This window comes from Pseudaeromonas sp. HNCC25DJ180 (assembly GCF_055413345.1).
The window spans coordinates 151,736-163,857 of sequence record NZ_JBVAYF010000002.1; the positions used below are offsets into that span (position 1 = coordinate 151,736).

Annotated in this window: 11 protein-coding genes; all 11 read right to left on the bottom strand. The window is 49.7% G+C overall.

The features are described from left to right. Positions 1–8 precede the first annotated feature (8 nt). The gene (locus tag ACZYTD_RS02550) at positions 9–1,331 is read right to left on the bottom strand and encodes a hypothetical protein (RefSeq protein ID WP_463888806.1); all 1,323 of its coding nucleotides are present in this window, start codon (positions 1,329–1,331) and stop codon (positions 9–11) included. A 59-nt stretch (positions 1,332–1,390) separates the two neighbouring features. Beyond that, positions 1,391–2,254 (bottom strand): DNA adenine methylase, encoded by an 864-nt coding sequence (locus tag ACZYTD_RS02555; RefSeq protein ID WP_463888808.1) that lies wholly within the window; start codon positions 2,252–2,254, stop codon positions 1,391–1,393. A gap of 227 nt (positions 2,255–2,481) precedes the next feature. Beyond that, a complete protein-coding gene (locus tag ACZYTD_RS02560; protein WP_463888810.1) occupies positions 2,482–3,972 on the bottom strand; it encodes a hypothetical protein in 1,491 nt (496 codons plus the stop codon). A gap of 37 nt (positions 3,973–4,009) precedes the next feature. Then, positions 4,010–5,743: a hypothetical protein gene (locus ACZYTD_RS02565; protein ID WP_463888812.1), complete on the bottom strand. Its 1,734-nt coding sequence runs from the start codon at positions 5,741–5,743 to the stop codon at positions 4,010–4,012. A gap of 77 nt (positions 5,744–5,820) precedes the next feature. Next, positions 5,821–6,786, bottom strand: a complete 966-nt coding sequence (gene lipA / locus ACZYTD_RS02570) for a lipoyl synthase (RefSeq protein WP_463888814.1) — start codon at positions 6,784–6,786, stop codon at positions 5,821–5,823. Beyond that, complete coding sequence (lipB, locus tag ACZYTD_RS02575) at positions 6,786–7,448, bottom strand: lipoyl(octanoyl) transferase LipB (protein WP_463889064.1); 663 nt, start codon at positions 7,446–7,448, stop codon at positions 6,786–6,788. Before lipB ends, lipA begins: the two co-directional genes overlap by 1 nt. Before the next feature lie 58 nt (positions 7,449–7,506). Then, entirely contained in the window at positions 7,507–7,770 is a 264-nt protein-coding gene (gene ybeD / locus ACZYTD_RS02580; protein ID WP_463889066.1) for a DUF493 family protein YbeD, read from the bottom strand. Positions 7,771–7,904: 134 nt separating this feature from the next. Beyond that, the gene (locus tag ACZYTD_RS02585; RefSeq protein ID WP_463889069.1) at positions 7,905–9,134 is read right to left on the bottom strand and encodes a serine hydrolase; all 1,230 of its coding nucleotides are present in this window, start codon (positions 9,132–9,134) and stop codon (positions 7,905–7,907) included. Positions 9,135–9,263: 129 nt separating this feature from the next. After that, positions 9,264–10,160, bottom strand: coding sequence for a septal ring lytic transglycosylase RlpA family protein (locus ACZYTD_RS02590; RefSeq protein ID WP_463888817.1), 897 nt, complete (start codon positions 10,158–10,160; stop codon positions 9,264–9,266). A 210-nt stretch (positions 10,161–10,370) separates the two neighbouring features. Then, on the bottom strand, positions 10,371–11,147 hold the full coding sequence (locus ACZYTD_RS02595; RefSeq protein WP_463888819.1) for a septal ring lytic transglycosylase RlpA family protein: 777 nt from the start codon (positions 11,145–11,147) through the stop codon (positions 10,371–10,373). Further along, on the bottom strand, positions 11,137–12,108 hold the full coding sequence (mltB, locus tag ACZYTD_RS02600; RefSeq protein ID WP_463888822.1) for a lytic murein transglycosylase B: 972 nt from the start codon (positions 12,106–12,108) through the stop codon (positions 11,137–11,139). The genes ACZYTD_RS02595 and mltB overlap by 11 nt, the downstream gene beginning before the upstream one ends. Positions 12,109–12,122 lie beyond the last annotated feature (14 nt).

Genomic DNA, 12,122 nt, shown 5'->3' on the forward strand with positions numbered 1-12,122 from the left:
CACTGAAATCATTTGTTTAATTCATCTAATATTCGAGTCATTACTGGTTCTATAGAATCCCACAGTTTAATACCAAGAACATGAGACGGAATAGCCCCTCCATGTATGAAGTGTCCCAATGTATCTGGTGAGTAATGGCTGTCTTTGTCATTTGACATCACGCGAAGTGTTTTCAATTCGCGGTCTTTCATTCCAGACTCTGATAAGATGGTAGCTAGCTTGGATAGTTTTTTATGCAACTCTCCATCCACTGTTATACCTCTTTTTTTCAAATATTGGGTTGTTGCTTGCTCTATAATAGCTCTTAAAAGATATGTTGCTGAAAATGAAAACATTTCAGCATCTATTTTTTTCAATTCATCATATAATCTTTTTAATACGGGGTCATTTATTTTGGCTGTGTATTTTTTGGGTATAATAAATGATCTAGTATCTGGGCTTCTGTTGTCAAATTTTTGTGGGAGTGGCTTAGCCTGAATAGTTGGTTTTTTTACCGTTGATATATCATAGATTGGTAGGTCTCTTGTACTAGGTGCAATATTATTTGCACGAAGACTTTCAGAATACGCCACACGCTCCGCTGCATGAGAACGAGAGTTGACACTTTCTTTTTCATACAACATATCAAGAAGAAAATGTTTAATTACTTGCTCGAACTCATCCTTTGGCACAGAAACACGTAATGTTTTATTGTCTATCAGACCTAAAGCAGTTCTGAATGCTGGGGTTCCTAGGTATCGAGTAATTGTTGTAATGCTGAGTTTTTCTAAATCATCTAAATCTATTAATTGGTTGTCTTTAACATATGTTTTAAGTAAGTAAGCTTGGATGTTTGGATTTTTTTCTTCACTACTACCGTGGGCGTTGAATCTGGCTTTTTGACTGGAATTCCATGCCTTTGTTCCAATACCATCCTGCTCTCCTTCATGTCGTAAAGATATCCACGGTCTCGCTTCAGACGGTGAATTAAAAACAACAACATCAACTATAGATGGTATCGCAATCATATCGAGAGCTAAGCGCTTGAAGTAAGCAATATTTTTGTCATTATCTGCTTTGTTTGGATGAGCAAGTAGTTTCATTGCACAGACACGTCTATTACCCTCTACTGCAATGTATGCGCCATTAATTTTTGAATGGGGAATTACTGCAATTTTTTCAAGAGGGCTTATCTGTCCGATTTTTGATATATGCTTTGCAAGTTGTTTTACATTCTCTTTGGTAATCAGGTAATGAATTATATCTTCTTCATTTTCAATGGGATCATGCCTTGGGTTTTTTATATCTAAGAAAATATTTTTAATATGAATTTCTTTTTCTGTGAATGTCATTATCAGTCCTCCATGTCGTCATTTTTCATGTCTTCCATGACATTAGGTCAGTGGTGAGTTTAACTAGCCTGCTTATGCAAAGCTTGATGCGGTATTTTAACATTAGGGCCGTAAATCATTACTTCTGTCCCCTTCTTTTTTTCTTGTGCTGTATAGCTAAGAATATACTCATCTTGCCGATAATTCTTGTAAATTTCCTTTATTTGAACCACGTCATCATAAGAAACCACCCAGGGGTGATGCACGTCTTCCAAGGTTTTGGCTATCTGAACATGATCGTCATGCGTATAAAAATTGCGATAAAGTCCAGCGCCTTTCATGTAGTATGGAGGATCTAAATAAATTAGTGTTTTTTCAGGTAAATATGGGACAACTTCTTTTAGAAGTGTCACCGCATCGAGATTGTAAACTTTTATTCTATTTTGAAACCTACCAATCAATTCAATCCGCCGGATTAAGTCTATTTTGTTATATCTTACATCCAACTTCCATTTACCAGCTTGGGTTAACCCACCAATGACGCCTGCCTTTAATATGCCTGAACGATTAGTTCTATTTAAAAAAAATGTTGCTAGTGCAATTTCAAGCAAAGAATGTTGCTGTATGTTTGCTAGTACAGATCGTTGTTGATGCCAAATATCTATGGTAACTGGCGTATCATGAATTAATCTGCAAAGATCTTCCGTGTGATGAACAGCTGCCTGCCAAAATGAAAAAACCGCAGGGTCAATATCATTGATATGTATGCGGGATGCATATTCTTGAAATAACAATTCAAGAGCCACACCTGCGCCCCCTGCATAGGGCTCTACATAGTGTCCGTCGAGTAGCTCATTTGTTTCAAATAGCTGCTTCACAAAATGAGCAAACTTGCCCTTACCGCCAGGGTAACGTAGGGGAGTGGAAAAGGCCCTGATTGCCATAAAAAGTCCATTAATGATGCTAGCTTTACACTATGAAAACATATTTTGATGTTGTTGGCCAGCCCTCAGTGCCTGCAGGTTAGGAGCAGGCTTCGTTTATTATTTGCTCACCTTAGGGATGCAGCCTTAAGATTTCATCCTAAAAAGGAAATTTTTCTCCACTTTTTGGGAGTTGGGTAGCTTTTTTTGAGCAAAAAACATCCTGAATCAAAGAGCTCTCGTGCCTGTCACTGCCAGATGGCTTCTAACATCGGTTTGTACTCATCCGCTATGTCTTTCAGTTCTGATGGTATGGGCGCACTCGCCGAACCATGCACAAATTGATTGAAATGATCGACGGACCCGATAGTATCCTTTGTGCTAGCTCGCTTACTAATTGCCTTTGATTCTGCATTAGTTATTTTATTCTGTCCCTCAAGAGATAACACAACTGACTTTATTTTTATTGAGAGCGTTGTATCTTCAGTAACGTGCTTATGGTTGTCTTCGCGCACAATTGGCGTGCCGTTCCGTACTTGTTGCTGGATATAAGCATCACAGCTAACTTCGATAAAAACCCGAAAAGCAATTGCTGTTGCATTCGGACTTCTATCTACTTCTAAAACAGAGCGTAATTCCCTATATATTTCATTAACGCGTGTGTTTTTTATATTCAACGACCAAGGCAATAAATATTTTCTTGCACGCGATGATGGTTTTGCTCGAAGCTTTTTCCCAGGCTCACGAGTGTCAACTCCATTGGTTTTTCCTGAGGTTGTATCAGGCCCATTTCCTAAGTCAGTAACATTAGGTCCAGTCGGCTGATTTCCACCAACATCACCCGGTTCACATCCAGAGCTAGGTGGAGTCGAGTCATCTACAGTTTTAGTTTGATGATTTGAGTCTGCGAATGATTTTATTTTTAATGGATGTAGTTCAGGCGGAATATGTCCAACAAAACGGCGGCGATCTTCATCGCTGCGAATATCATTAACATTGTACCCTTCGTTTTTAAAAAGATTTATCGCAAACTCTACGGAGGGAGCTATGTATGCCAAGGGTAGTAATGGAATAAGTTCTTTATTTTCTATTTTAATCTGAAACGCATCTTGGGCTGGTGTTGATGAAAAAAGACGGGTTAACGTGGTTACATGAATCGCAAAAATATCCCTAACCGTATAAGATGAGAAAATATCTGAGTTATCTTTTACCAAATTTCTGATTTGACGACCTATAGACTCAATACCAGTTTGACGAGCTCGGCGTTCATCTCGAATATCACTATCCCAGTTTACACGACCAACCCCACCATTTTGTCCAGTATGTTTGAGCTCTATCCACATATCCCCTGCGGAACGAGATGATACAACACTGCAGTCAATTTCAGTGGGGAGGTTGCCGTTTAGCCTATTGTGGGCCGCCATAAAGCTTTTAACCATTTTCTCATCAGGACACAAATCTGGCCTTTGAAGTAGCTTGAGAGCGGTTAAGCGTCTATTACCCTCCAAAACAATATAACTTCCATCCTGGTCTGGAGTGACAAGCTGCAATTCTGTTGGATCCAATCCATGCTCTGCGATGTGGTTGGCTAGTCTGAGAAGCTTTTTGGATTCATCAGGGTCTGCCATCATGAGGTCAATAGCTTCTCTTTGATTTTGAGCTATATCACCACCAAATCGGACGTTTTCTTGATCAAGCTTAATAAGGTCAAGAGATATTGCTTGAATATTTCGCTTCATTATTTTTCCTTTTTTATCCCGAGTATGGTGGTAGCATCTAATGGATTGAATTTAAGGTGGAAACTTTGAATTTATTTTGTTGTATGTTTGTTATGATTGTGTTGTGGAAATCTTCAACTCTAGCCCAAGTGTGCTTTAGTTGAGTTACGAAACTATTGGGCATTTCAGACCATTTTCCTTCATTTTTCGCCAGCTGCTTCAAAATCGAATGGATGTGATGATCTTCGGCTGCTGTTGTCTTTTCTTTTAATTCAAGTAAGCCAAGGCAATAGTGTTCTGATTGTCTACTCTCAACCTCGACTAAGCAATAGTTTCTGTTTTGAAATATAATGTTTGCTATTATGACATTGCGTTTTTTCTTGGTCTTTGAATCCAAGTAGCTCCATTGTCTTTTATGTGGGCTTTTCAGTAATGGCACATAGCGTATTGACTCATCAGCCTCCCGAATGGATGCTCTCCACCCCGGAGTTTGATTAATCAACTCAATAGCAGCAATAAAGTGCTCAAAACTGGCAGGTAGTCCTTTTCGGCGTTCCTGCTTATGCGCCAGTTTAGCTTTAGCGGATGCACTTCCATTATATTGCCCGCGGCCTGTGCCAAAATCGTTGACTGCTGTATTGACCAAACAAGGTTTTAATCTGCCACTATAGCGACACTCTGTTTTCTGATTGGGGTAGTCGATTTTCTTGCCGTTGAGTGCGCCAAATCGATCACTGGGTAATGTGATATGTACTGGATCGATCTGTTGATTGATTTCGTGTTGGCTTTGGAGTGGGACATCCAACGTATCACCGTCTTTGGCTTGAGGGCGAGGAAAGGCAGGGAGCTTCTTCTCTATAGGTAAATCGGTACTGGGATCGGGTGGTAATCGGTTGTCGTTATCACGAAATATCGTCAATTCATCAAAGGGGAATGTCCCCGTGCAATGGCTGAGACTGAGTACTAGATATCGCCATTTGCCCTGAGAGTTAATCCGTTTGGTATAGGCTCTCAGGTTTGTATCACCAGAGAATGGAAAACAGGTTTCAATGTGTGAGGTCTTGCGGTTGAGTGAGTCTTTCATCAACTGATCGTGCAACATGGTGGCCCCTCTGAATGCCTCGGGCGCGTTCAGGATCCGGCCTATCACCCAGCCATCGTCATTACAGAGATGCTGCCTCAGATGCAGTACACAACGATGTTCGGCTGAGATGAATCCGCTATGGTCGAGATTGATGATTTCATGTAGCTCGTGGCGGAAAGCCCCAGCAAACAGAGCTAGTGCCAGATCGGTCGAGGTGGCGTAGTAGTACCGTAATAGCTCTGCCATCGGTACTAATATGCCGAATGGGTCGCCTTTCCATTCAACAGCCAGCAAAGGATTACTGTAGCCTTTGCCCATCATATAGTACTGGCGAGGAATAAGTGGTTGACCCTCGTCCACCTTATGCGCGTGTATGACCTGTGTCGTTAAAGAGTTGATGGTGAGCTCGTTGAACTCGACTTCTTTACCCGCTCTTTCTTGCAGGCAGCGGCCTTGTTTCCAGAGTGAGCCAATCATTAAAACAGGGAGTTGACCAACCCCGATATAAATTTCACGGCGTTCGCTGTTGATAGCGGAACTGGTTGAATCGTATTTGTCACCAATCCCATCACGAAGAGGGACCATGCTGACTTCAAGACGAGGTTCAGAGGGGATGGCGGGATTCAGTTCGACGTTTCCTACCCAGTCAATTCGCCAGATGCGGCCATCGTCAGGGAACTCCTTGATTTGGGGAATTACCGTTCGCATGGCCGCCTCCAGTCGTCTTTACCGATGTAGAGTACAATAAAGCGATGTTGAGTCGTGAAGATCGATGGAATTCACAATTATTTAACTTCCTTGCCCTGAGCCTGTAAGTCGGCGTGGTAGGAGGAGCGCACAAATGGGCCGCAGGCGGCGTGAGTGAAGCCGAGATCCAGGGCAATCTGCTTGAGTTCATCAAACTCGTGGGGTGGCACATAGCGCTTCACCGGCAGATGGTGGCGACTAGGCTGTAGGTATTGGCCCAGCGTCAGCATGGTAACGCCATGGGCCCGCAGATCCTTGAGCACCTCGACTATCTCCTCCTTCGTCTCTCCCAGCCCCATCATCAGGCCGGACTTGGTGGGGAGCCCGGGATGCTGCTCACCCATGCGCCGCAGCAGCTCTAAAGACCACTTGTAGTCGGCACCAGGTCGTACCGTACGGTAGAGGCGGGGGGCGGTTTCCAGGTTGTGGTTGAACACATCCGGTGGATTGAGCTTGAGTATCTCCAGCGCCATCTCCATGCGGCCACGAAAATCGGGTGTCAGTGTCTCGATGCGAGTGGTGGGCGACTCCTCGCGGATGGCGCTGATAGAGTCGGCAAAGTGCTGGGCGCCACCATCCCGTAGATCGTCTCTATCTACCGAGGTGATGACCACGTACTTGAGTGCCATCTCGGCTATGGTGCGGGCCAGCTTGCGCGGCTCCTCGCTATCCGGAGCCAGGGGGCGGCCATGGGCAACATCACAGAAGGGGCAGCGGCGAGTGCAGATGGCGCCCAGTATCATGAAAGTGGCGGTGCCATGGTTGAAACATTCGGCCAGATTGGGGCAGGAGGCCTCCTCGCAGACCGAGTGCAGGTTATTCTTGCGCATTATGTTCTTCACGGCCTGGATCTTCTCGCTGGTAGCGGGCAGGCGTATGCGCATCCAATCGGGTTTCTTCAGGGGTGCCTCATCGGCATCCGGCATGAATTTCACCGGGATCAGGGCCATCTTGTCGGCATCTCGCAGTTTGACACCGGCTTCTACACGTACAGGTTTGCTCATCACTTGCTCTCGATTGGTTCGATCCAGGTGGAATAACCCAGCTCTCGGGTGAGTTCGGCCAGTAGCAGGGGGCTTGCCGCTTCGACTGTGGTCGGCCCCTGCAGGTCAGTGCACTGGGTCATGGCCAGGCCAGCGTAACCACAGGGGTTGATATGGGTAAAGGGGGTTAAATCCATGTTCACATTCAGCGCCAGGCCATGAAATGAGCAGCCGCGGCGAATGCGCAGCCCCAGCGAGGCTATCTTGTTGCCATGAACGTAGACGCCCGGGGCGTCGGATTTTGCCTGGGCCGGGATCTGGCTGCGGGCCAGCATGGCGATCACGGCCCGCTCCAGGTGGGTGACCAGTTCTCGAATGCCCAGCCCTTTGCGGCGGAGATCGATCAGCACATACACAATCAATTGGCCCGGGCCGTGGTAAGTGATCTGGCCGCCGCGATCCGATTGCACGACCGGGATTGTGGTCTGCTGCAGCAGATGCTCGGCCTTACCCGCCTGGCCCTGAGTGTAAACGGGCTCATGCTCCAGCAACCAGATCTCATCTGGCGTGTCAGCCGTGCGTCCATTGGTGAACGCCTGCATGGCATGCCAGGTTTCCAGGTAAGGGCGGAGACCAAGGTGACGGACAATGAGACCGGATTGCTGCAAAATTGTTTCCCCAATGTGACAACTGGCGAGACATTATACCGAGCGGAGGCCAGATTGCCAGCCGTGAGCCTGGTCACAGTACCACGCGAACCAGCTCCAACTGACCGAGCGCGACATACATGGTCTCCAGGTGCTCCTTGCTGTGAGCGGTGACGGTCACAGTGAGGGAAACATAGTTGCCCTTGGCGCTGGGGCGCAGGGTGGGGCTGTAATCGCCCGGGGCATGTTGTTGTAATACGGCAATCACCTGGTCCGTCAGTTCAGGGTGGGCGACGCCCAGCACCTTGAAGGGAAACTGACAGGGAAAGTCCAGGAGTTCGTCAAATTTGGTGTTCAAGGACATAACATTCTCTCTAGGATGACCGGGATGGGCGGCATTTAACCTTATTTTAGCCGCCGATGACAGGATCGGCACCAATAAACAGGCCCTGACATGCAGGGCCTGTTTCGTTTAGTGCTCTGGGCCAAGGCTTAGCCAATCAGACGCTGAAACAGCAATATCAGGTAATCCCATAACCGGCTGAAGAGGCTACCTTGATTCACCTCATCCAGAGTGACCAGCGGATACTGGGCCACATCTTTGCCATCCAGTTTCAGGAAGATAGTACCGACAACTTCGCCTTTCTTCAGCGGTGCATCGAGTTCACCCTTCAGTTGGAAGTCGGCCTTCAGCTTACCGTTGCTATTGCGGGGAATGACCAGGTTGATCTCCCGATCGGTACCCAGCTTGACTTCGCTCTTGTCGCCCATCCATACCCTTTGGGTGGCCAGCTCGGCGCCTTGCTTGTAGGGGGTAACATTTTGGTAGAAGCGGAAGCCGTAGGTCAGCAGCTTCTTACTCTCTTCGGCCCGCTGGGCCTCGCTACCGGAGCCAATGATCACGGAGATGAGGCGCATGTTGTCAGGACCCGTGGCCGAGGCGACCAGGTTGTAACCGACTTCACTGACGTGACCCGTCTTGATGCCATCCACCACCAGGGTCTTGTCCCACAGCAGGCGGTTACGGTTGTGCTGGATGATGCCGTTGAAGGTGAAATCCTTCTGGGAGTAGATCTTGTACTCTTCCGGTAGATCGCGGATTAGTGCCTGCCCCAGCAACGCCATGTCATAGGCGCTGGAGTAGTGATCGACGTTATACAAACCGTGAGCATTGACGAAGTGGCTCTCGTTCATGCCCAGACGCTTGGCCCATTGATTCATCAGGCTGGCAAAGGAGTCTTCAGAGCCAGCCACATGTTCGGCCATGGCGATACAGGCATCATTGCCCGACTGAATTATGATGCCCTTATTCAGGTTATCGACACTGACCTGTTTGCCGACTTCGATAAACATCTTGGAGGAGTCGGAGTAGTTTTTGGCCCAGGCATTCTGGCTGATGGTGACCATATCTTCTGGCTTCATGCGACCCGATTTGAGCTCTTGGCCAATGACATAGGAGGTCATCATCTTGGTCAAGCTAGCGGGTGGCAAACGTTCGTGCTCATTACTTCCGATCAGCAGCTGTCCGGTATGGTAGTCCATCAGCAAGTGCGCCTTAGCGGCGATCTGTGGCGGGCTGGGCAGTGCCACTGGTGCTGGCGTCGCCACCGGCTTCGGATCGGGCTTGGGCAGGGCATCGGGCGTTGGAGTCGGTGCGGCTAAGACGGCCGTGGACAAAGCGACGGCGCTGGAAAGAAGAAGAGTTTTCGCCAGTTTCAAAATCTTTATCCTTTTCAGAGGGGGTTGCCTGATATAAATCAGGTCATTCTGTGAGGGTTGCCACTATAGCAAACTTCGGTGAACGAGGGGAGCCAACAATTGTGGTGTTCCAATGTCACTATGGCTGTGGCCTTAATAGACAAAATAGGCTTGATCCAGCCCTGCCCCTTTGACCATGGCCAGCATCTGCTCGGCGCGTTGGGGGGGCATGGGGCCCATGTGCAGTCGATACATCTGGTGATGACTGACTATGGTGATGGCGGTGCCGAACTGCTGGCTAAGTTTGGTGGCGGCCTTGCGGGCCTGCTCTGCTGAGTCGGTTGCCAGCAGCTGGATGGTTTTGGCCTCATTGCGGGCGATAATCTCATCGGCATTGGCGGGCCGCGGTGGGTTGACCAGATCGATCCGCACCTTGGCCACACCTTGGCCGACTATCCCCAACCGTTGGGCGGCGCCGAAGGAGAGGTCAAGGATGCGGTCATCATGGAAGGGGCCGCGATCGTTGACCCGAACCACCAGGCTGCGGCCATTCACCTTGTTGGTCACTCGAATGTAGCAGGGGATAGGCAGATGTTTGTGAGCGGCCGAGAGGTTGTATTGATCGTACATTTCGCCATTGGCTGTGTATTGGCCATGAAAACCGGGGCCATACCAGGAGGCGGTTCCCTCTTCACTGTACTGCTCGATATCGCGCCACACCTTGTAGGGTTGACCCGCTATGCTGTAATTCTTATTACCGGTACGGCTGTAGGGTTCAAACTGTGGAATGACCCCCTCCATCTGGATCAGCGCCGGATCCGGTTTGAAGCTGCGGTTGTCTTTAGCGACGTAAGAGACCTGCTCTGCTTGTTCTCCCGGCAACGGGCCCGCCACAGTGCGGAAAAAGAAACCGGCATCGGGGTTAGTGTCATCGGTATGTACTGTGGTGGTAGTTACGCGAGTCCGGTATTCGTGGACTTCGGTAACGCAGGCGGTTAAGCCCCCCAGCATACTCATGACGAGCAGCCATCGACTGATTCCGTTCATCATTCCATTCCGTTGCTAGTTAACGCATCCTGTCACAGAGCGCATCAGGTTGCGGGATCCCCAATAATTGTGCCGTAAGGCGCTAGGATCCAAACACGATCCTTGCTCTATTTTTGTCCAAAATGCGAAGCGTGACAGTTTTATGATTTTTGCATGGCAGATCAAGCTGGCAAAATGACCAATTTGCTCTGAGTCAGGAGTGTGGTTTTGCCGTCAATTCACAAAGAAAGCTTGGCGATAGCCCGAGCCACGCAGGGTTGAGAGCATCTGCTCGGCCTCCTTGCGCGCCAGTGGTCCTAAGTGCAGGCGGTAGATCTGCGGATTGATCTTCACCACCTTCACGGGATGACCGAAGCGTTTGCTCAGCGCCTTGGCGGCATCCTGGGCTTTGAGCTCAGAGTTGGTGGCCAACAGTTGAATGGTTCTGGCCTCGTGCCGAGCTATGATTTCGGCTGCATTGGCTGGGGGCGACACCTTGACCAACTCAACCTTGACGCGCGCGGTGCCTGGCCCCACTAACCCCAGCTGGCTGGCGGCACCGTGGGAGAGATCCAGAATGCGATCACCGTGAAAGGGGCCTCTATCGTTGACTCGTACCACGATCGCCTTGCCATTATCCAGGTTGGAGACTTTCAGATAGGAGGGCAGGGGTAAATTCTTATGCGCTGCCGAGACCTCCTCCTGATTGTAGAGTTCGCCGTTGGAGGTGTAGAGGCCATGAAATCCCGGCCCATACCAGGAAGCGGTGCCCTCTTCCTGATAGTGATCGATACCATTCCACACCTTATAGGGTTGGCCGAACACCACATAATCCTTGTTGCCAATGCGGCTGGGGGGTTCAAAGCGCGGGGTGACGCCGCCTACTCCGCTCAAATCCGGCCCCCCCGCTTTGGCGGGAGTCGAGCTCTGGCGCGGAGCAGGGGGGGGGCTGCTGCAAGCTGCCAGGCCGAGGCAGCCGAGCAGCAGGTAGGGTATGACCTTATTTCGCATGATAGGCTTGGGCTATGCTCTCACTTAATTGGGTGACGGCCATGGCGTAGAGCGGACTGCGGTTGTAACGGCTGATCACATAGAAGTTCTGTTCCGTTACCCAGTACTCTGGGCCTGTGGCTTGATCCAGTTTAAGCAATTTCACCGGCGTGTTGGCGGCTATCTCTGTGCGGCTGCTCACACCGGCTGCTTGCAGTTGTTGCCAGCTCTGGTTGGGCGCTAACCCTGGGGTCAGGAATGAGACCACTTGCTCCGGATTGGTGACGTGAACCAGGTGGGCCACTGGCTCGCCGTAATGCCACTTGTGTTCAGCAAAGTAGTTGGCCACGCTGCCTATGGCATCGGCTGGGCTGGTGAAGAGATCGGTGTGACCATCACTATCAAAATCGACGGCGAAGTGCAGGTAACTGGAGGGCATAAACTGTCCCATGCCCATGGCGCCGGCGTAGGAGCCTTTACGCTCGGCCAGGGGCCAGCCTTGGGCTTTTGCCAGCTTGGTGTACTGGGCAAACTCCTTGCTGAAGAAGGGGGCGCGGGCAGGATAGTAAAAACCCAGGGTGTAGAGGGCGTCCAGCAGTGGGTGGTCGCCCATCTGGCTGCCATATTTAGTCTCGACCCCTATGATGGCGACGATCACCTCGGCCGGCACCTGGAACTGCTGCTGGGCCTTCTGCAACAAAACGGCATGTTGTCGCCAGAAGCGGACACCGGCTTCGATACGTGCCGGGGTGACAAACAGGGGGCGGTATTGATACCAGGGCTTGGCTTCCCAGGGGCGGGTGATGGCATCGATCACCGCTGGACGGTAGGTGGCCAGGGTTATGGCCTCTACGAGATCGGCATAGGGTATGGTCAGCTCCTGGCTCAACTGGTGGAGCCGCAGTTCATCCTCAGGGCGAAGGGGGGCAGCCAGGGCAGAGCCCGCTGTGATGAGGGCCAGGATCAGGGCAAGTAGACGCATGCAGGGCTCCAGGG

Excerpts from the sequence above, each read along its gene's own strand:
- ACZYTD_RS02550 (WP_463888806.1), bottom strand. The coding sequence starts at position 1,331 with ATGACATTCACAGAAAAAGAAATTCATATTAAAAATATTTTCTTAGAT.
- ACZYTD_RS02555 (WP_463888808.1), bottom strand. The coding sequence starts at position 2,254 with ATGGCAATCAGGGCCTTTTCCACTCCCCTACGTTACCCTGGCGGTAAG.
- ACZYTD_RS02560 (WP_463888810.1), bottom strand. The coding sequence starts at position 3,972 with ATGAAGCGAAATATTCAAGCAATATCTCTTGACCTTATTAAGCTTGAT.
- ACZYTD_RS02565 (WP_463888812.1), bottom strand. The coding sequence starts at position 5,743 with ATGCGAACGGTAATTCCCCAAATCAAGGAGTTCCCTGACGATGGCCGC.
- lipA (WP_463888814.1), bottom strand. The coding sequence starts at position 6,786 with ATGAGCAAACCTGTACGTGTAGAAGCCGGTGTCAAACTGCGAGATGCC.
- ACZYTD_RS02590 (WP_463888817.1), bottom strand. The coding sequence starts at position 10,160 with ATGATGAACGGAATCAGTCGATGGCTGCTCGTCATGAGTATGCTGGGG.
- ACZYTD_RS02595 (WP_463888819.1), bottom strand. The coding sequence starts at position 11,147 with ATGCGAAATAAGGTCATACCCTACCTGCTGCTCGGCTGCCTCGGCCTG.
- mltB (WP_463888822.1), bottom strand. The coding sequence starts at position 12,108 with ATGCGTCTACTTGCCCTGATCCTGGCCCTCATCACAGCGGGCTCTGCC.